The sequence below is a fragment of the Actinomadura sp. KC06 genome, assembly GCF_004348735.1.
Lineage (GTDB): Bacteria > Actinomycetota > Actinomycetes > Streptosporangiales > Streptosporangiaceae > Spirillospora.
The window spans coordinates 65,492-83,573 of sequence record NZ_SMKT01000013.1; the positions used below are offsets into that span (position 1 = coordinate 65,492).

22 protein-coding genes are annotated in these 18,082 nt (G+C 71.3%); 11 read left to right on the plus strand and 11 right to left on the minus strand.

Translation table 11 applies throughout. From position 1 onward, the window contains the following. Positions 1 to 19: 19 nt before the first annotated feature. Positions 20 to 1,159 carry an Mrp/NBP35 family ATP-binding protein gene (locus E1287_RS06920; protein WP_131963991.1) on the minus strand — a complete coding sequence of 380 codons (1,140 nt, stop codon included), beginning with the start codon at positions 1,157 to 1,159 and terminating at the stop codon, positions 20 to 22. A gap of 112 nt (positions 1,160 to 1,271) precedes the next feature. Here E1287_RS06920 and E1287_RS06925 point away from each other — a divergent pair, with 112 nt between their 5' ends. Further along, complete coding sequence (locus tag E1287_RS06925; protein ID WP_243718703.1) at positions 1,272 to 1,727, plus strand: MarR family transcriptional regulator; 456 nt, start codon at positions 1,272 to 1,274, stop codon at positions 1,725 to 1,727. A gap of 3 nt (positions 1,728 to 1,730) precedes the next feature. On the opposite strand, the gene E1287_RS06930 is transcribed toward E1287_RS06925, so the two are convergent. Together E1287_RS06930 and E1287_RS06935 are read right to left on the minus strand one after the other, a co-directional pair. Beyond that, entirely contained in the window at positions 1,731 to 2,225 is a 495-nt protein-coding gene (locus E1287_RS06930; RefSeq protein ID WP_131963992.1) for a DUF1003 domain-containing protein, read from the minus strand. Continuing rightward, entirely contained in the window at positions 2,222 to 3,529 is a 1,308-nt protein-coding gene (locus E1287_RS06935; protein ID WP_131963993.1) for a CBS domain-containing protein, read from the minus strand. Before E1287_RS06935 ends, E1287_RS06930 begins: the two co-directional genes overlap by 4 nt. Positions 3,530 to 3,616: 87 nt before the next feature. Between E1287_RS06935 and E1287_RS06940 the strand changes: the two genes are divergently transcribed. Further along, complete coding sequence (locus E1287_RS06940) at positions 3,617 to 4,522, plus strand: RNA polymerase sigma-70 factor (RefSeq protein WP_347813955.1); 906 nt, start codon at positions 3,617 to 3,619, stop codon at positions 4,520 to 4,522. Between the two features lie 37 nt (positions 4,523 to 4,559). Here E1287_RS06940 and E1287_RS06945 read toward each other — a convergent pair whose 3' ends face one another. Then, entirely contained in the window at positions 4,560 to 5,063 is a 504-nt protein-coding gene (locus E1287_RS06945; RefSeq protein WP_131963994.1) for a hypothetical protein, read from the minus strand. 39 nt (positions 5,064 to 5,102) lie between these two features. On the opposite strand from E1287_RS06945, the gene E1287_RS06950 reads away from it, so the two are divergent. After that, a complete protein-coding gene (locus E1287_RS06950; RefSeq protein ID WP_131963995.1) occupies positions 5,103 to 6,026 on the plus strand; it encodes a CoA ester lyase in 924 nt (307 codons plus the stop codon). A gap of 105 nt (positions 6,027 to 6,131) precedes the next feature. Next, a complete protein-coding gene (locus tag E1287_RS06955; protein ID WP_131963996.1) occupies positions 6,132 to 7,472 on the plus strand; it encodes a CPBP family glutamic-type intramembrane protease in 1,341 nt (446 codons plus the stop codon). Here E1287_RS06955 and E1287_RS06960 read toward each other — a convergent pair. After that, positions 7,467 to 7,856 carry an NUDIX domain-containing protein gene (locus tag E1287_RS06960; protein WP_131963997.1) on the minus strand — a complete coding sequence of 130 codons (390 nt, stop codon included), beginning with the start codon at positions 7,854 to 7,856 and terminating at the stop codon, positions 7,467 to 7,469. The genes E1287_RS06955 and E1287_RS06960 overlap by 6 nt on opposite strands. A gap of 84 nt (positions 7,857 to 7,940) precedes the next feature. On the opposite strand from E1287_RS06960, the gene E1287_RS06965 reads away from it, so the two are divergent. From E1287_RS06965 to E1287_RS06980, 4 genes are read left to right on the plus strand one after another with little or no spacing between them, the layout of a single operon-like run. Then, entirely contained in the window at positions 7,941 to 8,588 is a 648-nt protein-coding gene (locus E1287_RS06965) for a DUF6758 family protein (protein WP_131963998.1), read from the plus strand. A 31-nt stretch (positions 8,589 to 8,619) separates the two neighbouring features. After that, positions 8,620 to 9,486, plus strand: coding sequence for a PHP domain-containing protein (locus E1287_RS06970; protein WP_131963999.1), 867 nt, complete (start codon positions 8,620 to 8,622; stop codon positions 9,484 to 9,486). Positions 9,487 to 9,496: 10 nt separating this feature from the next. Next, positions 9,497 to 10,204: an MBL fold metallo-hydrolase gene (locus E1287_RS06975; protein ID WP_131964000.1), complete on the plus strand. Its 708-nt coding sequence runs from the start codon at positions 9,497 to 9,499 to the stop codon at positions 10,202 to 10,204. A 2-nt stretch (positions 10,205 to 10,206) separates the two neighbouring features. Then, entirely contained in the window at positions 10,207 to 11,106 is a 900-nt protein-coding gene (locus E1287_RS06980) for a PD-(D/E)XK nuclease family protein (RefSeq protein WP_131964001.1), read from the plus strand. 14 nt (positions 11,107 to 11,120) lie between these two features. Here E1287_RS06980 and E1287_RS06985 read toward each other — a convergent pair whose 3' ends face one another. The 3 genes from E1287_RS06985 to E1287_RS06995 all read right to left on the minus strand — a co-directional run bounded on the left by E1287_RS06985 (position 11,121) and on the right by E1287_RS06995 (position 13,148). Beyond that, positions 11,121 to 12,038 (minus strand): oxygenase MpaB family protein, encoded by a 918-nt coding sequence (locus E1287_RS06985; protein WP_131964002.1) that lies wholly within the window; start codon positions 12,036 to 12,038, stop codon positions 11,121 to 11,123. Positions 12,039 to 12,111: 73 nt separating this feature from the next. Then, positions 12,112 to 12,852, minus strand: a complete 741-nt coding sequence (locus tag E1287_RS06990) for a sporulation protein (protein WP_131964003.1) — start codon at positions 12,850 to 12,852, stop codon at positions 12,112 to 12,114. A gap of 104 nt (positions 12,853 to 12,956) precedes the next feature. Beyond that, positions 12,957 to 13,148, minus strand: coding sequence for a DUF1059 domain-containing protein (locus E1287_RS06995; protein ID WP_131964004.1), 192 nt, complete (start codon positions 13,146 to 13,148; stop codon positions 12,957 to 12,959). A 169-nt stretch (positions 13,149 to 13,317) separates the two neighbouring features. Between E1287_RS06995 and E1287_RS07000 the strand changes: the two genes are divergently transcribed. Further along, entirely contained in the window at positions 13,318 to 13,818 is a 501-nt protein-coding gene (locus E1287_RS07000; protein WP_243718705.1) for an Imm21 family immunity protein, read from the plus strand. Here E1287_RS07000 and E1287_RS45445 read toward each other — a convergent pair. From E1287_RS45445 to E1287_RS07015, 3 genes are all read right to left on the minus strand, one after another. Beyond that, the gene (locus tag E1287_RS45445) at positions 13,815 to 14,891 is read right to left on the minus strand and encodes a histone-like nucleoid-structuring protein Lsr2 (protein WP_243718707.1); all 1,077 of its coding nucleotides are present in this window, start codon (positions 14,889 to 14,891) and stop codon (positions 13,815 to 13,817) included. The genes E1287_RS07000 and E1287_RS45445 overlap by 4 nt on opposite strands. Beyond that, entirely contained in the window at positions 14,888 to 15,556 is a 669-nt protein-coding gene (locus tag E1287_RS07010; protein WP_131964006.1) for a class I SAM-dependent methyltransferase, read from the minus strand. The genes E1287_RS45445 and E1287_RS07010 overlap by 4 nt, the downstream gene beginning before the upstream one ends. A gap of 98 nt (positions 15,557 to 15,654) precedes the next feature. Then, positions 15,655 to 15,882, minus strand: a complete 228-nt coding sequence (locus tag E1287_RS07015) for a hypothetical protein (RefSeq protein ID WP_131964007.1) — start codon at positions 15,880 to 15,882, stop codon at positions 15,655 to 15,657. A 532-nt stretch (positions 15,883 to 16,414) separates the two neighbouring features. On the opposite strand from E1287_RS07015, the gene E1287_RS07020 reads away from it, so the two are divergent. Both E1287_RS07020 and E1287_RS07025 read left to right on the plus strand, forming a co-directional pair. Continuing rightward, a complete protein-coding gene (locus tag E1287_RS07020; RefSeq protein ID WP_131964008.1) occupies positions 16,415 to 16,834 on the plus strand; it encodes a hypothetical protein in 420 nt (139 codons plus the stop codon). Next, the gene (locus E1287_RS07025) at positions 16,831 to 18,051 is read left to right on the plus strand and encodes an AAA family ATPase (protein ID WP_131964009.1); all 1,221 of its coding nucleotides are present in this window, start codon (positions 16,831 to 16,833) and stop codon (positions 18,049 to 18,051) included. The genes E1287_RS07020 and E1287_RS07025 overlap by 4 nt, the downstream gene beginning before the upstream one ends. Positions 18,052 to 18,082: the final 31 nt, after the last annotated feature.

Below are 18,082 nucleotides of genomic sequence, written 5' to 3' on the forward strand. Positions count from 1 at the left end.
AGGGGCTCTCCCCTGGGGGTCAACTGCGCTTGGGCGCGATTCCGAGGGACATTCCGGCGAGGCCGCGGCTGCGGCCCGCGAGCGTGTCGGCGATGGTCCGCAGCTCCTTGGCGGCGCCGGCGTCCGGGTCGGACAGCACCAGCGGGACGCCGTTGTCGCCGCCCTCCCTCAGCCGCGGGTCGATCTGCACCTGGCCGAGCAGCGGGACGCGGGTCCCGAGCGTCTTGGTCAGGGCGTCGGCGACCGTCTGGCCGCCGCCCTCGCCGAAGATGTGCTGCCGCTCGCCGCAGTGCGGGCACGTCAGGTACGACATGTTCTCGATCACGCCGACGACCTGCTGGTGGGTCTGCGCGGAGATCGCGCCGGCCCGCTCGGCGACCTCGGCGGCCGCCTGCTGCGGGGTGGTGACCACGAGGATCTCCGCGGACGGCAGCAGCTGCGCCACGGAGATCGCGATGTCGCCGGTGCCCGGCGGCAGGTCCATGAGGAGGATGTCGAGGTCGCCCCAGTAGACGTCCGCGAGGAACTGCTGCAGCGCCCGGTGCAGCATCGGCCCGCGCCACACGACCGGCTGGTTCCCGGCGGTGAACATCCCGACGGAGATCACCTTCACGCCGTGCGCGGACGGCGGCATGATCATGTCCTGGACCTTGGTGGGCGAGCCGTCCACGCCCAGCATCCGCGGCACCGAGTGGCCGTAGATGTCGGCGTCCACGACCCCGACCTTGCGGCCCTGCGCGGCCAGCACAGCGGCCAGGTTCACCGTTACCGACGACTTGCCGACGCCGCCCTTGCCGCTCGCGACCGCGTACACCTTGGTCAGCGAGTTCGGCTTGGCGAACGGGATCTCCTTGGCGGGCTCGCCGCCGCGCAGCTTGGTCTGCAGGTCCTTGCGCTGCTCCTCGCTCATCACGTCCAGCTCGACCTCGACGGCGGTGACGCCGTCCAGCTTCGACACGGCCTCGCGGACGTTCCTGGTGATGGTGTCCTTCATGGGACACCCCGCCACGGTCAGGTACACGCCGACGCGGACGGCGCCATCGGCGGCGATGTCGACGCTCTTGACCATGTCGAGCTCGGTGATCGGCTTGCGGATCTCCGGATCGATCACGGTGGAGAGCGCCGCGGTCACCTGCTCGGTCGTCAACTGGGAGGCCATGCCCCCATGGTATGAACCGGACGCCCCTCCCTCCTAATCAGGGTGTCCCACGGCACAGGACGTGTCCCCGTGTTCATCGCGCGTACGGCGGCGCCGCCGTACGATCGGGTCCGTGACTAGCAGCACCCTCTCGGCCACCGAGCTGATCGTCTGGCGCACCATGCTCCGCGCCCAGGCCCTCATCTCCCGCCGGCTCCAGGCCGACCTGCTGGACCGCCACGGCCTCGCGCTCGGCTCCTACGAGGTGCTGATGCACCTCGGCGAGGCCCCGGCGGGACGGCTCCGGATGAACGACCTCGCCGACCGCGTCCTGCTGTCCCGCAGCGGCCTGACCAGGCTCGTCGACCGGCTGCAGCGCGAAGGGCTCGTGGTCAGGCAGTCGTGCACGAGCGACGCGCGCGGGCTGTACGCCGTCCTGACCGCGGCCGGGCGGGCCCGGCTGGAGGCGGCGACCCCGACCTACCGCCAGGGCGTCCGGGACTACGTGCTCAGCAGGCTGGACGAGCCCGACCTGCGCGCCCTCGGCACGATCCTGGACAAGCTCGCCGACGAGGAGATCCCCGCGTAGCCCTCAGCGGGGTGTCTCCTTGGCGTCCAGCTCCTTCATGATCTGCTGGAGCTCGGAGCGCAGGAAGTCGCGGGTGACGACCTCGCTCAGCGCGACCCGCAGCCCGGCGATCTCCCGGGTCAGGTACTCGGTGTCGGCCATGCTCCGCTCGTTCCTGGAACGGTCCTGCTCGTACTGGACGCGGTCGCGGTCGTCCTGCCGGTTCTGCGCGAGCAGGATCAGCGGCGCCGCGTACGACGCCTGCAGCGACAGCATCAGCGTCAGGAAGATGAACGGGTACGGGTCGAACTTCAGGAACGACGGCGCGGCCAGGTTCCACACGATCCAGACGGTGACGAACACCGTCATGTAGACGAGGAAGCGGGCCGTCCCGAGGAACCTCGCGATCCGCTCCGACAGGCGTCCGAAGGACTCCGGGTCGTAGTGGACGCGCGGCACGAACGTCCGGCGGATCTCCCTCGGCTGGTCCAGGCGAGCGGGCATCTGGCGTGTCGTCATTGCATGTCCCCCCGGAGAGCCTCTTCCTCGGGATCGCGGTCGGCGGACTCCTCCGCGGCGGCGTCCATCACGGCCTCCCGCCAGTCCTCGGGCAGCAGGTGATCGAGGACGTCGTCGATGGTCACCGACCCCAGCAGGTGGCCGTTCTCGTCCACGACGGCCCCGGCGACGAGGTTGTAGGTGGCCAGGAACATCGCGACGGCCTCCAGCGACATGGTCGGCCGCAGCGTGTCCAGCTCGGCGTCCACGATGCCGCTGACCAGCGTCGGCGGCGGTTCGCGCAGCAGTTTCTGGAAGTGCACGGTGCCGAGGTACTTGCCGGTCGGCGTCGCGGTCGGCGGGCGGCACACGTACACCTGCGCGGCGAGGGCCGGGTTCATGTCGGGGCGGCGGATCAGCGCGAGCGCCTCGGCGACGGTCGCGTCCGGCGGGACGACCACCGGGGCGGTCGTCATCAGCCCGCCCGCCGAATGGTCCGGGTAGGTCAGCAGCCGCCGCACCGGCGCCGCCTCGTGCGGCTCCATCAGCGTCAGCAGCTGCTCCCGCTGCTCGGTGGGCAGGTCGCCGAGCAGGTCGGCCGCGTCGTCGGGGCCCATCGCCTCCAGGACGTCGGCGGCCCGGTCCACGCCGAGCTTGCCGAGGATCTCGATCTGGTCGTCCTCCGGCAGCTCCTCCAGGATGTCGGCGAGCCGCTCGTCGTCGAGCGCGAAGGCGACCTCCGCGCGCCGCTTCTCCGGCAGCTCGTGGATGATGTTGGCGAGGTCGGCGGGCTTCATCCGCTCGAATGCGGCGATCAGCCCGGCGGCGCCCTGCCCGTGCTCGACGGCGGAGAACCCCTCGACGTCATCCCAGTTCACGACGAGGCTCTCCCCGCGCTTGCGGAGCCCGCGGCCCGTCCGGCGGCGGACGGCGACCTTGCCGACCAGCCAGTCGCGGGTCCGGGTCGGCTCCATCGCGACGTCGACGACGGCGACGGGCTCGCCGGTGTCGCGGAACCGGACCGTCCGGTCGAGCATCTGCCCGATGACGAGCGTCTCCGACTCGCGCTTCTGGAAGCGGCGGACGTTCAGCCGCCCGTCGAAGATCACCGCGTCGGCCTCGAACACCGTCACCCGCGTGATCGGCAGGAACACGGTGCGGCGCCCCGCGACCTCCACCACCAGCCCCAGCACCCGCGGCGGACGCGGCGCGAGGCGCAGCGCGGCCACCACGTCGCGGACGCGTCCGACCTGGTCACCGGCCGGGTCGAACACCGCGACGCCCGCGAGCCGGGCGATGAACACCCGCGTCGGAGCTCCGCTCATGGTCCGGACACTACCCATGATCGCCCCGCTGATCCGGGACAAAGGGGGGTGATACGGGGCGCGGGGGCCCATGAGAAGCTGAGGACCGTGAGCGACGTGATGACGGAGCCGTTCGAGGAGCACCGCGGCCTGCTGTTCGCGGTCGCGTACCGGATGCTGGGCACGGCCGCCGACGCGGAGGACGCCGTCCAGGACGCCTGGCTGCGCTGGTCCGCGGCCGACCGGGCGAGTGTCGCCGACCCGAAGGCGTACCTCGTCCGGATCACCACCAACGTCGCGCTCGACCGGCTGCGCTCGGCGCGGGTCCAGCGCGAGACCTACGTCGGGCCGTGGCTGCCCGAGCCGATGCTGACCACGCCGGACGTCGCCGCCGAGGGCGCCGAGCTGGCCGAGTCGGTGTCGATGGCGATGCTCGTCGTGCTGGAGACGCTGAGCCCGCTGGAGCGGGCCGTCTTCGTCCTCAAGGAGGTCTTCGGCTACCCGTACGCCGAGATCGCGGAGGCGCTGGACCGCTCGGAGGCGTCGGTGCGCCAGCTCGGCACCCGCGCCCGCAAGCACGTGGAGGCGCGGCGCCCCCGCTTCGAGGCGCGCGGCGCGGAGCGGCGCGCCGCCACCGAGCGCTTCCTGGAGGCGGTGCTGGGCGGCGACATCAACCGGCTCATGGAGGTCCTCGCCCCCGACGTGACGCTGTGGACGGACGGCGGCGGCAAGGTCAGGGCGCCCCTGCGCGTCATCCACGGCGACCGGAAGGTGGCCCGCTGGCTCACCAGCGTCACCGGCCAGCCCTACGCGGGCGTCCAGCCCGAGGACATGCAGATCAGGCGTGTCGACCTCAACGGCGAGCCCGCCCTCATCGTGGAGGGCCCGGGCGGCCGCCCGATCGGCACGGTCAGCGTGGAACTGGACGAGAACGAGCACGTCCGGGCGGTGCACCTCGTCGCCAACCCCGACAAGCTGGCCTCCATCATGGAGGGCCGCCACCTGCCGATGTGACCGCCGCGATTCCGGTCACCGGCCGACGCGGCGGGCGTTACCGGTCGACGTGGCGGCGCTTGCCGCCGAACAGGCGCGGCGGCGGGCCCGCGGTCGTCGCTGGCGTCGGGACGGGACGGACGGTCGCGTACTCGTCCGCCGCCTCCGCGACCTCCTCGGCCGGGGTGAGCCGGACGATCCACGACTCGGTCGTCCACCGCTCCACCTGGCCCTCGTGGGACCCGGCGTTCAGCCGGTCCTTGGCCAGCAGCGGCGTCACGGCGTCCCACAGCTCGGACCCCGGCTCGACGACCTCGGCGTCGGCGGCGAACGAGACCAGCCGCCCGCCCTTGTCCTTGCTGCGCAGGATCACCGTCACCCGCGCGGCCTCCGGCAGGCCGGGCAGCGGCTGCTCGCCCTCCCCGCCGGTCAGCACGTACGCCGACCCCTCGTGCCACACATGCCAGGCGGCCCTCGGCTGCGGAAGGCCGGGCAGGTCCAGCCACAGCAGCCCCGACTTCTTGGCCGCCTCCTCCACCAGCGCCGCGTTCAGCTCACCCATGTTGAGAGGGTCTCACATCGCCCGGATAGCATCCGGGCCATGCGCGCCCGACGAACCACCCTCTCCGTCCCTGCCAGCAACCCCCGTTTCATCGAGAAGGCCCAGGGCCTCCCCGCCGACGAGGTCCTCCTCGACCTGGAGGACGCCGTCGCGCCGTCCGCCAAGAAGGAGGCCCGCAAGCTCGTCGTCGCCGCGCTGAACGAGGGCGACTGGACCGGCAAATCGCGGGTGGTGCGGATCAACGACCTGGACACCCACTGGGCGTACCGGGACGTGATCGAGGTCGTGGAGGGCGCCGGCGCCAACCTCGACGCGATCATGCTGCCCAAGGCGCAGGACGCCGGGCACGTCCAGTGGCTCGACCGGCTCCTCACCCAGATCGAGGCGGCCACGGGCCTGCCCGCGGGCCGCATCGGCATCGAGGCCCAGATCGAGGACGCCCGCAGCATGGTCAACGTCGACGCGATCGCCGGGGCCTCGCCGCGGCTGGAGTCGCTCGTGCTGGGGCCGGGGGACCTGATGGCCTCCCTCAACATGAAGACGCTCGTCGTCGGCGAGCAGCCGCCCGGCTACACCGAGGGCGACGCCTACCACCACATCCTGATGCGGATCCTGATCGCCGCCCGCGCCAACGACCTGCAGGCCATCGACGGGCCGTACTTCAACATCAAGGACGTGGACGCGTTCACGCGGGTCGCCGAGCGCGCCGCCGCGCTCGGCTTCGACGGCAAATGGGTGCTGCACCCGACGCAGATCGAGGCGGGCAACGCCGTGTTCTCCCCGTCCCAGGACGACTACGACCGCGCCGAACTGATCCTCGACGCCTACGAGCACTCCGTGGACGTCGAGGGGCGCGGCGCCGCCCGGCTCGGCGACGAGATGATCGACGAGGCGTCCCGCAAGATGGCGCTCGTCGTCGCCGCGAAGGGCCGCGCCGCCGGATTGACCCGCACGCGCGGTTGAACGGCGCCGTGGGCGGACGGCGCGGCGCTTGGAGATGCGCCAGAGGGGAACTGACACCCCGTACGATTCGTCCCACGTAGGCGAGGCATTACGGGAGGGTCGCACGTGTCAGAACCAGGGGACGCCGAAGGCTGGGCCCCGCTCGACCCTGACCTTCCCACCGGCCGATCACCAGAGCCGCACCCCGGGCAGCAGCCCCCGCAGCCGCCACGCCCGCCCGAGCAACAGCAACACCCGCGACAACCGCAACAGGCGTTCCCGCAGCAGCCGCAGCAGCCGCCCGCATGGGGCCAGGAGTACGGCGCGCCTCAGCACCCGCAGGCGCCCTACCCCCAGCCGCCCTATCCGCAGGCGCCCTACGCGCCCGGCCCCCATGGGCAGGAGTACGGCGCGTACGGCGGGTACGGTCCGCCGCCCGTGAAGCGGGACTGGAAGGTGGACGCGCCGAAGGGGAGCCCGTTCCACCGGCTGGCGCGCACCGACGTGCACCGGTGGTGGCGGCCGCTGGTGGGGACGCTGGCGATCGCGGCCGCCGGCATGGGCCTGGCCCTCGGCCTCATGATCATCGGAATGATCGTCCGGGTGGCGGTGACGGGCGACCTGCCAGAGTCGTCCGGGCCCGAGTCCGACACGATCTTCGGGGACGAGACGGCCGACCTGGCGTTCAACCTGGCGGCGCTCGCGGTGTTCCTGCCCGTGGCGCTGCTCGCGGCGTGGGGGATCCAGCGGCGGCGTCCCGGCACGCTGTCGTCGGTCGCCGGACGCCTCCGCTGGCGCTGGATGCTGGCGTGCTCCGGCCTGGCGATCCTGTTCTGCGTCGTGTCGTACGGGACGTCGATCCTGGCCGGCGTCTCCCTGGACGAGCAGTCCGACGGGAACGAGCAGTGGGTCGGCTGGGGCGACTTCATCCTCCCGGCGGTCGTGATCGTCCTGCTGGTGCCGTTCCAGGCGACGGCGGAGGAGTACGTGTTCCGCGGCTGGATGCTGCAGGCCGTGGGCGCCTGCACGCTGGAGAAGGCCAAGCGGCGCGTCGGACGTGCGCTCAGCGTCGTGTTCCGTACCCCGTGGCCCGGCATCGTCGTCGGCTCGGCGCTGTTCACGTCCGGGCACGGCTACACCGGCTGGGGCATCCTCGACATCTTCGCCTTCGGCGCGATCGCCGCGTGGCTGGCCGTGAAGACGGGCGGCCTGGAGTCGGGCATCGCGCTGCACGTGTTCAACAACCTGATGGCGTTCCTCCTCCCGGCGGCGGTCGGCGAGCTGGACATCGAGCAGGGCGGCGTCCCGTGGCAGGTCGTCGTGGCCGACGTCGTCCCGATGGCGCTTTACGCGGCGGCCGTGGTCTGGCTGGCGCGCCGGATGCGGGTCCAGACCGTCACGACCGGCCCGGAGGACGAGGACGACGTGCCCGTCGCCGCCGAGCCCCAGCCGACCTCGATCTCATAGCAGCCCCCACAGGACGAGCGCGTCCAGCAGCCCGTCCGTGACGGGCAGGTGGCGCAGCTCGTCCGGCGAGATCCACCGCACCTCGGCCGCGTCATCCCCGGCTTGAAGCGTCCCTCCCGTCACGGTCGCGGCGTAATCGTGGATCTCGTAGACGGCGCCGCCCGGCCCGGGGCGCTCCACCGTCCCGATCTCCACACCGGCGACGACGTCCAGGCCCGTCTCCTCCTTGAGCTCCCGCGCGACCGCCGCCGGATCGTCCTCGCCGGGCTCGGCCCGTCCGCCCGGAATGGACCACAGGCCCTCGCCCGGCGGGCGGCCCCGCCGCACCATGAGCAGCCGCCCGGCCTCGTCCCGGACGATCCCGCCGACGCATCGCACGCGCATGCCCCCCATATTGCCGCCCCTTTCCCGGGCGCCGACCCGGCCGAACTTGACGAACCGGGACGTCGCCGCGCAGGGTGGGTAATCATGAGGGCGGAGCCCACCTGCCCGCGGTGCGCGGGTCCCGTGCAGGCGCCGGGACTCTGGTCGAGCGACTGGATCTGCGGCGTGCACGGCGCCGTCCTGCCGAGGCAGCCGTCCAAGCGACCCGGCCCGGACGGGCTGGCCGCCGTGCTGCGCGACACGAGAGTCCCCGTCTGGACGCCCTGGCCCCTTCCGCTGGGCTGGCTCGTCACGGGCTTCGCCACGGTCGGGGACGACCGCTCGGGCGCGCGGGCGACGGCCGTCGCCGCGTCCGGGCCGGGGCTGGTCAGCGGCCCCGCCGACCTGGTGCTGATCGCCGAGCAGCCCGGCGTCGGCCTCGGCGCCCACTACGCGGGCCTGGACGGCGCCGACCCCGGCGAGGTGTTCGACGGCAGCCCGCCGCACGTGAAGCTCGACATCAGCGGCCCGGCGGCGACCTGCGGCCACACGGTGCCGATGTGGTCGGTCGGCGAGCAGGCCGACCGCGCCGTCTACGTCGGGGAGGCGATGGGCGACTGGCTGTGGGTCGCGCTGTGGCCGGCCGACGCCGGCGTCCTCATGCTGGAGCGCCAGAACCTGCTCGACCTGCGCGAGCCCGGCATGGAGATCGACCTCCCGTACGGCGCCCACAGCCCCCGCCTCGACGACTGACGCGAGCCGGCCGACGCGAGACGATTCCACGATGCGCATCGACCTGCACAGCCACAGCGACGCCTCCGACGGCACCCGGCCGCCCGCGGAGGTCGTCCGGCGGGCGCGGGAGCGCGGGCTGGACGTCCTCGCGCTGACCGACCACGACACCGTCGCGGGCTGGGACGAGGCCGCCGCCGCGCTGCCGGACGGCCTGACCCTCGTCCCCGGAATCGAGCTGTCGTGCAATGAGGACGGCCGCAGCCTCCACCTGCTCGGCTACCTGTTCGACCCGGACGAGCCCGAACTGGCCGCCGAACTCGCCCGGATCCGCAACGACCGGCTGATCAGGGCCCAGGGCATGGTCGACAAGCTCCGCGACCTGGGCGTCGACGTCACCTGGGGCATGGTCCGCGCGCTGGCCAAGGGTGAGGCGGTCGGACGTCCGCACATCGCGCGGGCCATGATCGAAGCGGGCGCGATCGAGACACAAGACGAGGCGTTCACCGAGCGGTGGATCGCGCAGGGCGGCCGCGCCTACGTCGAGCGCTACGCACTCGACCCGGTGCGGGCGATCGGGCTCGTCCGCGCGGCCGGGGGAGTGTGCGTCCTCGCCCATCCGCGGGCGCGGCGCAGCGGGTTCGTGTTCGGCGACGAGGTGATCGAGCGGCTCGCCGCCGCCGGGCTCGCCGGGATCGAGGCCGACCATCCCGACCACGTCTCCGAGGACCGCGCCCGCCTGCGCGAGATCGCCGCCGCGCTGGGCCTCGCCGCGACCGGTTCCAGCGACGACCACGGCGCCCCGACCGGCGACCGGCTCGGCTCCGAAACGACCGGGCCGGAGGCGTTCGCGCAGCTCATCGCGGGCGCGTCCGGCGGTGATCTCCGTGTGCCGGATCGGGGTCGCGAAGCACGGTAGGGTGCCTTGCGTGGACGCGCGCATCGAACAGGTTGTGACGTCGGGGAAGCTGACCCTGGACGACACCGAGTACGACGTCGAGAACAACACCTACATCGTCGGCGACGACGACGAGGTCATCGTGATCGACCCGGCGTACGACGCCGAGGCCATCCTCAGCGAGGTCGGCGACCGCGAGGTCATGGCCGTCCTGCTCACCGACGGCAACGAGCACCACCTCAACGCGGTGCTCGAAGTCGCCGCCGCCGGTGAGGAGGACGAAGAGAACTGGGCTCCCATCGCGCTGCACCGCGCCGACCGGCTGCTGTGGCGCGAGTACTTCGCCCGCCTCGCCAAGGAGGAAGAGGACGAGGACGACGCCAAGGCGCTCCGGGCCCTCGAACCCGACATCTGGCTGGAGGACGGCGGCATCTTCGAGATCGCCGACGCGCAGCTGGAGATCGTGCACACCCCGGGCCACACGCCCGGCAGCGTCTGCGTGATCAGCGAGCAGCTCGGCTCGCTGTTCTCCGGCGACACGCTGCACCGCGGCCGTCCCGGCTCCATCGGCGGCGTCTACGAGGACCTGCGCAAGCAGCTCAACTCGATCGGCGCGCTGCTGACCCCGCTGCCGAAGGACCTGCAGGTCCTGCCCGCCCAGGGCGAGGAGACCACGGTCGGCGAAGAGGACTCCCGCTGGGAGACGTGGGGCGCGCTGGCGCAGGAGTCCGACGACTAGCGGTGGAGCAGCTCGGCTTAGAGGGCATGCCCCGGCGGCTGTACACGTGCACGCCGTCACGGCTCAACGCATGGCTGGACTGCCCGCGGCGCTACCGGATGACCTACCTGGATCGTCCGATGCCGCCGAAGGGTCCGCCGTGGGCGCACAACAGCGTGGGCGCGAGCGTCCACAACGCGCTCGCGGGGTGGTGGCGGCTGCCCGTCCACGAGCGCACGCCCGAGGCGGCCGGACGGCTCCTCACCCGGGGCTGGCTGACGGACGGCTTCCGCAATGAGGCCCAGTCCGCCGAATGGCGTGACCGGGCCCGCGACATGACCGAACGCTACGTCGCGGGCCTCGACCCGTACGACGAGCCGCTCGGCGTGGAACGCACCGTCGCGACCCGAACCGACCGGATCGCCGTGTCGGGCCGTATCGACCGCCTGGACGCTCGCGGCGCCGAGCTCGTCGTCGTCGACTACAAGACGGGACGGCACGTCCTCACCGCCGACGACGCCCGGGGCTCCCTGGCCCTGGCGATCTACGCCGTCGCCTCGTCCCGCGTGCTGCGCCGCCCCTGCCACCGCGTCGAGCTGCATCATCTCCCGTCCGGCGAGGTCGCGGCGTGGGAGCACACGGACGAGTCGCTGGCCCGCCACATCCGCCGCGCCGAGTCGATCGCGGCCGAGGCCGCCGAGGCGGACGAGACGTACCGCGCCCGTGTCCCGAAGCCCCGCCCCGGCGAGACGCCCTCCGCCTCCGGCGCGATCCAGGTGGACCACGCCCCGCACGACGACGTGTTCCCGCCTCGTCCGGGCACCCTGTGCTCGTGGTGCGACTTCGCCCGCCATTGCCCCGAGGGCCAGGAGGCGGCCCCGCGCAAGGACCCCTGGTCCGCCCTGCCTGTGGACGTCGGCTAGCGGGCCCGGCCCGCTCAGGAGGCTGTGGCGAGGGCGTTCTGGCCGCTGGACGGCCAGCGGCGCGGGTCGCGGAGCCCGTAGAGGCCCTTGCTCACGTCGTACCCGTCCGCAGCTAGCCGCTGCCGGGCGCGTCCCAGCATCTCGCGGGTGTTCTTGGCGAAGGCGTAGTCGTGCAGCCGCTCCGGCATCGAGTTCATCGCCAGCCGGAACGACCTGAGCGCAGCCGTCACCGCCGGCTGCGGCACTTCGGGCAGCGCCCCGTACATCCTGCGCGCCCAGTCCGGCAGCGTGTAGTAGCAGAGCGCGCCGAACGGGAAGTAGCCGGGCTTTCCGGGCGCGAGGAACTTCAGGTTCTCCGGCATCGTCGGCCACATCAGGAACCGGACCGTGGCCGCCGCCTCGTCCGTCACCCGGAGGCAGGGCCGCATCTCCGCGAAGTACGCCTCCATCTCGGCGACGCTGCCCGGCACGTCCTCGGCGTGCAGCCCGACGAAGGTGGCGGACCGGCGCTGCTCGTCCAGATACTTGTCGGCCATGGCGCGGGTGAGCGGCAGCCCGGCGCGGCGCGCCACCTCCAGGTACGAGTACACCTCGGCGCAGTGCACCCACCGCAGCAGTTCGGGCTGGTCGAGCCGCTCCTTCTTGCCCGTGTCGTGGTCGAGGATGCGCAGGCTCCGGTGGATCTCCCGGACGCGGTACGCCGCCTCCTCGATCTCCTCGGGGCTCCCGAACGTGCCGAGCCCGACGAAGTCGGCGGTGCGCTGGAGCCGTCCGAACGGGTCGTCCTGGAAGTTGGAGTTCTGCCAGACGCCCCACATGGCCAGGGGATGCAGCGCCTGCAGCATGAGGCTCCGCACTCCGCCGACCCACATGGACCGGTCGATGTGGACGCGCCAGGTGACGCTCTCGGGGGGCTGGACGGTCGCGGGCATTCACACCTCCATGAGACAAACTCATGTAAGTGTGTCATTACTCCCGTCGTCCCGCGACACCGCCCCCGTCGCTTCAGTTCTGCCAGATGGATCGGCAGTGCTCGTCCAGCCACTTCACGCACTGGTCCTGCGTGAGGCCCGCGTAGTCGAACGGGTAGGGGCCGTGCGGACCGGTGATCAGATCCAGGGAGTCGGGACGGGCGATGAACACCGTCTCCAACTGGGCGTTCGCGCCGCGCCGGTACTCCGTGGGGAAGAAGAACTCCAGCTCCTGCCAGAACTTCGACGTCTGGTTCCGTCCGCCGTTGACCCTGCCCGTCTTGACCTCGGCCTCGTCGAACCGGAACCCGAGCGCCTCATAGGCGCCGAAGAAGAGGTCCTGGGCGGGCAGCGCGTGCACGGCGATCTCGTCGAAGTCGCCCCGGTCAACGGCGTTGTCGATCTCCAGGATCGTCCGGACGGCGGCCCGCGTCCCGCGCATCCTCCGGCCCTGGGCGTGCGTGATCGGCATCTCCCACGGCACCTCGATCGCGAGCCGGTGCTCCCGGACCTCGCCGGCCGCCAGCTCGAACGCCGGGACGGCCTGCGACGCGACGACCCCGGGGTTGTCCCAGCTCTTCTCGGTCGGCTCCGCCGCCTCGACCCGGGTGACGAGCTGGACGGCGATCCGCTCGATCCTGACGCCGGCCCCGCCGCCCTTCACGGTCACCCGGGCGTGGAGGGTTCCGCCGGGCGTGACCTCGTCCGATTCCAGGATCGTCGTGACTTCTGGCGCGTTGATGCCGAGCGAGCTGAGGATCGTGCGAAACGCCATGTGCGCCTACCTCCGGAACGGTCCCAAGCGGACGCCCCAGAGTAGGGTCTGGGGCGTCCGCCGAACCGCTTTCCACGGCAAACCGCCACTTCCGGCCACAGCGGTCAGCGCATCGCCGGCTGCTCGTCCTTGAGCATGCCGCGGATCTCCTCCCGGAACTCCGGCGTGTCCTCGTGCCCGTGCACCGATGCCGCGTGCTCGGCGGCGGCGCGGACGACCTCGTCCTCCTCGCCGCTGATCGTGAGCGTGCAGTTCATCTCGCTGGGCGTCTCCCGGCAGTCGGCCACCTTCCGCATGGCGTTCTCCCCCCTTCGCCGGCCGGCCCGCGGGAGAGAGCGACCCCGCGGCGCCGGCCGCTATCGCGTCTCCCTCTCATCGTCACATAGGCCCAGGTCAGAAGGAAGTTCGAGGGAAATGTCGGACGGGGGGCGTAGGGTGGCGCGGCCGGTGAAGGGAGGCGGATCGGTGGACTGGGTCGAGTCGGGCGGGGGACCGCTGCTCCTGGCGCCCGCGTCCCAGCTCGCGCACTGGGGCGGCGCGACGGACGACGACGACGGCCCCGTGGAGACCTGGGGCGACTATGGCCGCGCCTGCTCGGTCGAGGGCTACATCGGCCTCGTCAAGATCGGAGCCCTGGACGGCCTGGTCCTCGGCGACGAACCCGCCACCACCGCGTACCTGCCCGACGAACGCCTCTTCCTCCGCTGGGCCGCGGCCGACTCCGAATCCGAACTCGTCGCCGCCGCCAGGAAGGCCGTCCACACCGCGCCCTGGGAGGAACACCTGGTCTGGGACGTGGACGGCCCCGTCGTCCTCATCGACTCCGCCTGGCCCGGCTCAGCCCCCGAACCGGGCAACCACCTGGTGATCGACCTTCCTGCGTCCCGCTACAACGTCCGCGCTGCCTACGTGGAGGAGGAACGGAACTGGATGATCCTCGTCCAGCTGACCCCTCGAACCACCTAGTTAGCGGCGTCGTACATGGCGACGATCGCAGCGGGGAGCGGCCCTGAGTCATTGACCCGCATGCCTCGCTCCTTCGCCCAGGCACGGATGGCTTCGAGATGCTCGTCGCGTTCCGGTGGCCGTTCCTCTGCGGCATGGCGCCGTCCGGCCTCGTGATCCGGCCAGAACCTCGCCACGTACCGTTCGATGCCTTCGGCGCGTTCCCACTCCTCATCGCCAGGGGCGATGTTCCGGGCGTACAGATCCTTCTCGATGTCGGGCATGACACTGCGGCGGTAACCGAGCAGATGGAGGTGATACCAGCCGGGCGGCAGCTCGAAGACGCCTGGTTCGACTCCTGTGGCGATGCCCTCCATTCCGATCGTCCCTTGCGTCACCTGGAAGCTCAGCCGGGTCTGCACCTCCGGCTCGTCCCCGGCGTCGGTGACGTCGGCAGGCGGAACGTCGCTCCATAGCTCGAACCGCATCCCGGGTTCGGGCAGCTCGCACATGGGGCGGATCTCCACCCCGCTGCGCGTCGCGGAGAACCAGCCACCGGAGACTTCGGGCTCGGCGAAGTCGCCTTCGTCATCGCTGAAGGCGAATACGCCGTAGCCGGTCATCGCCACCCGCTGCGTGGCCGCGACGAGGCCACTCGTGTTGTCCACGCTCTCCGGCCACAGCTGGACGTTGTAGGACTCCCGGCCGGTGAAGTTCCCGCCTCTGGCGGCCAGCTCGCGATGGCGTCCGGCAATGCGTGCGTGATACCGGCCGGGACGCACGGTGAAACCGTTCCGGACGAGCCGGTGCTGTCCAGTGAACGCCAGACTCCCCGTGGGGATTTCGATGGTGAGGGTCTCCTCGGTCTCGGGCAGGTGATCGTCCGGCGAAGGGGGTGGCGGCTCGCCGTCCCACAGCTCGAAATGGAGGATCTGCTCCGTGACGTCCTGGGCGACTCGGATGAAGATCGCCTGACCGGTCGCCGCCACCCAGCCGGACACCGGCGGCACCGCCCCCGCATCCCCGGCCGTGATCTCGAGCATGGACTCCCGCGACCAGGCCGAGTGCCAGGTCGACGAGATGCGCGTACTCATCGTCGAGTGCCGCTCTTCGGCTCGGCGACCCCGGCGATGAAGTTGGGGCCGACCGGCTGCACGTCGCCCGTCCAGCCCCACTCGTCCAGATCCCGGGCGAGCTGGTCGGCCTCGTGGAACACCTTCACGACCCGGTGCTCGCTGCCGTCGTCCAGCCGGCGCCGCACCGCGGGGACGTCGTCCTCGGCCAGGATCTCCTCGATCGCGGCCTCGCCGGGCCCATTGTCGATGAAGACGGCCTTGCCGCCGGGCGCGAGAGCGTCCGCCACGATCTGCCAGAAGCGGGACGAGAGACTCGGCGGGACGTGCGAGAGCCAGAAAGCGAAAAAGACCGTGTCGTACGTCCGCTCCGGACGCCAGCCGAACAGATCGGCGCACACGAACTCGACCTTCGCGGGCGCGACCCGCTCCCGCGCGATGGCGATCGTCTCGGGAGCCGCATCCACGGCCGTCAGCGAACGCGCCCGAGGGGCCAGCAGCTTCGTCCACTGCCCGGTCCCGCAGGCGAGCTCCAGGACGTCCCCGACGATCGGAAACTCGTCGAACACCGGCAGCAGGAGCCGCATGTCATCGCTCCGCTCGGCGTACTCCCGGTCATACTCCGGCGCCCGAGCCCGGTAGTAGGCGATCTGTTCCCGTAACGCTGCCTCAACGTCCAGTCCCATGCCCGCCACCGTAGACCGATCACTGCGGTCCGGGCCACAGCCTGGCGACTCGGGGGAAGTGCTATGCCTCGGTTCTGGTGTTCGTGGCAGGGATCGCTCTATCGATGCCTTGTGATGGAGACGAATCTGACGAACCTGTGCACCTCGAAGACCCAGAGAACCACTCCGGCGATGCGGGCCAGACCGATGATCTCCGGGCCGGTCGTGTGGACGGCGGTCTCGATGTAGAGCGCATCGGTGTCCCATGCCCGGGCCGCAGCCAGGCGGGCCGCTGAGGCGATCTGCTCAAGGGGCGCACGGACCGTTGAGCGTTGAGATATCTGCACCAGGATAGTCGTCGTACTCCTGCACGCTCCATATGGCCGGAAGCAGTAAGAAGATTGACAGGCAGAGCGCGCATCCGCTGACCAGCTTGGCCCACCCGGGAGACCTCCGTGTGCCGACCAGCAAGGCAAGAGCCAAGATCAGCGCGAGCAACAATGCCATCAGCGATAACACCGGGACAATGAAAGGAAACCCTTTCGTCCACTGCGCTGACGACGGATTCACCTCACACGCTCGCCGTGTGGCACGAGTCGCCCGTTCTCCAAGGACGTCCATCATCCAGCGGATCAAAGTGCCCAGGACGCTGAAGACCGCCGCACCCATGCAGAGCCCTCGCCAAACCCATTGATTTCTCAATCCCACATCCTCCAATAAGCACAGGTGCAGCCCGCAACACCTCGTCAGCTTGCACCGGAACGGCGCGTTATGGGGAACCGACGGCCAGGTGCGGCGAAGCGGAGGTGAGGCAGCGGGAAACGCGGGACAATCGGCATAGCGCGGGCGCGTTGCCCGGGTCGGCATGCGGGAGACGTAGTGAGTGCTAAGCGTCGTCAGGCGGTCGCGGCCGCAGCGGGTGTGGTGGTCGGCGCGGTGGTGAACGTGGCCACGGGCATGCTGACCCAGGAGTGGGCCCTGGCATGGCTGGCGGCGACGGCGGCGTTCGTCGTGACCGGCGCCGGCCTGCTGGCCTGGCTGACGTACCGCGCGACACCAGACCCGGACCCGGCACGCCCCGACCGAGTGTCGGCGTCCGGTGACGGCGCGATCGCCGCAGGCGGCTCGGTGAAGGGCTCCTCGACCAGGGTGACCCGACCACCCGCAGGCGCGCCGCCTTCACCAGGCCCGGAGACCGGTCAGGGAGTCAGCGCATCGGGCCTCGGCGCGATCACCGCCGGGGACGATGTAGACGACTCCCACACCCAAGTCACAGGCGAGGACCCCGCGACACCATGAGGCTCGGGCGAGGCGCCCCCTCTCCAGACGAGGCGGGACGGGACGACGAGCAGCGCGAGCAGCCAGACCAGCGGGTTGAAGCCCCTGGTCCCGGAGCGATAGCCGCAGGCGGCGACATCGTCAACTCATCCACGCACGTGGGCGATGTGTACCAGGCGGCGCCGCTGCCGCGCCCCGAAGAGGTGGAGCCACCAGCGTGGACGCCGCCCACGCTGCCGCTCCGCACGACGATGTTCGTCGGACGGGACGAGGAACTGGCCGAACTGGACGCGGCGCTCGCGGAGCCGGGCGGAGTGGTGGTGCAGGCGCTACATGGGCTGGGCGGCGTGGGCAAGAGCACGCTCGCCGCCCAATGGGCACACCGGCACGCCGACGCCCACATCCTGACGTGGTGGATCACCGCCGATTCGATGGCGGCGGTCACCTCCGGCCTGGCGGATCTGGCGGGGATGCTGGTGCCGGAGATGACTCGCAGCATGCCGGTGGCGGTTGCACAGGAGGAGCGGGCTGCCTGGGCGCGGCGATGGCTGGCCGCGCACACCGGCTGGCTTGTCGTGCTCGACAACGTCACCGAGCCCGCCGATGTGGCCGAACTGGTGACCAGTGCGCCCAGCGGCCGGTTCTTGATCACGAGCCGGCTGCGGGAAGGGTGGTACGACCTCGCCCCGGCGTTGATTGAGCTGGACGCGCTCAGCGCGTCCGAGGCACAGGAACTACTCGCCCGCATCGTCGCCAACGGCCGTCCGGCCGCTGATCTGGACGGCGCCGCCGAGCTTTGTGCCGAGCTGGGCCATCTGCCACTTGCCGTCAAACAGGCTGGTGCCTACATACGCCAGACACACCTGTCCCCAACGGCCTATCTGGAGCTGCTGCGTACCGATCCGGCCGCGCTCTACGACCAGGCCGCTCGTGGCGCTGACCCGCAACGCACCACCGCGCGTATCTGGCGCCTCACCCTGGACCACCTGGCCACAACCACACCGCTCGCCGGGGACCTGCTGCGCATTCTGGCGTGGTGGGCGCCCGAGGACATCCCCCGCAGCCTGCTCGTCCCCCTGAGCGACCCGGTCCAGCTCGCCGCCGCACTGGGCGACCTGGCCGCCTACAACATGATCAACCTAGACGCCGACACCATCACCGTGCACCGCCTAGTGCAAGCCGTCGCCCGCACCCCCGACACTCGCCCGGTCAAGGACGAGGGCGACGGCTTGCACTAGGCGGTGCACGGTGATGGTGTCGGCGTCTAGG

What these genes read in the sequence shown, in the direction of transcription:
- E1287_RS06920 (WP_131963991.1), bottom strand. Translation starts at nt 1,159, where the DNA reads ATGGCCTCCCAGTTGACGACCGAGCAGGTGACCGCGGCGCTCTCCACC.
- E1287_RS06930 (WP_131963992.1), bottom strand. Translation starts at nt 2,225, where the DNA reads ATGACGACACGCCAGATGCCCGCTCGCCTGGACCAGCCGAGGGAGATC.
- E1287_RS06935 (WP_131963993.1), bottom strand. Translation starts at nt 3,529, where the DNA reads ATGAGCGGAGCTCCGACGCGGGTGTTCATCGCCCGGCTCGCGGGCGTC.
- E1287_RS06945 (WP_131963994.1), bottom strand. Translation starts at nt 5,063, where the DNA reads ATGGGTGAGCTGAACGCGGCGCTGGTGGAGGAGGCGGCCAAGAAGTCG.
- E1287_RS06950 (WP_131963995.1), top strand. Translation starts at nt 5,103, where the DNA reads ATGCGCGCCCGACGAACCACCCTCTCCGTCCCTGCCAGCAACCCCCGT.
- E1287_RS06960 (WP_131963997.1), bottom strand. Translation starts at nt 7,856, where the DNA reads ATGCGCGTGCGATGCGTCGGCGGGATCGTCCGGGACGAGGCCGGGCGG.
- E1287_RS06965 (WP_131963998.1), top strand. Translation starts at nt 7,941, where the DNA reads ATGAGGGCGGAGCCCACCTGCCCGCGGTGCGCGGGTCCCGTGCAGGCG.
- E1287_RS06970 (WP_131963999.1), top strand. Translation starts at nt 8,620, where the DNA reads ATGCGCATCGACCTGCACAGCCACAGCGACGCCTCCGACGGCACCCGG.
- E1287_RS06985 (WP_131964002.1), bottom strand. Translation starts at nt 12,038, where the DNA reads ATGCCCGCGACCGTCCAGCCCCCCGAGAGCGTCACCTGGCGCGTCCAC.
- E1287_RS06990 (WP_131964003.1), bottom strand. Translation starts at nt 12,852, where the DNA reads ATGGCGTTTCGCACGATCCTCAGCTCGCTCGGCATCAACGCGCCAGAA.
- E1287_RS06995 (WP_131964004.1), bottom strand. Translation starts at nt 13,148, where the DNA reads ATGCGGAAGGTGGCCGACTGCCGGGAGACGCCCAGCGAGATGAACTGC.
- E1287_RS45445 (WP_243718707.1), bottom strand. Translation starts at nt 14,891, where the DNA reads ATGAGTACGCGCATCTCGTCGACCTGGCACTCGGCCTGGTCGCGGGAG.
- E1287_RS07010 (WP_131964006.1), bottom strand. Translation starts at nt 15,556, where the DNA reads ATGGGACTGGACGTTGAGGCAGCGTTACGGGAACAGATCGCCTACTAC.
- E1287_RS07025 (WP_131964009.1), top strand. Translation starts at nt 16,831, where the DNA reads ATGAGGCTCGGGCGAGGCGCCCCCTCTCCAGACGAGGCGGGACGGGAC.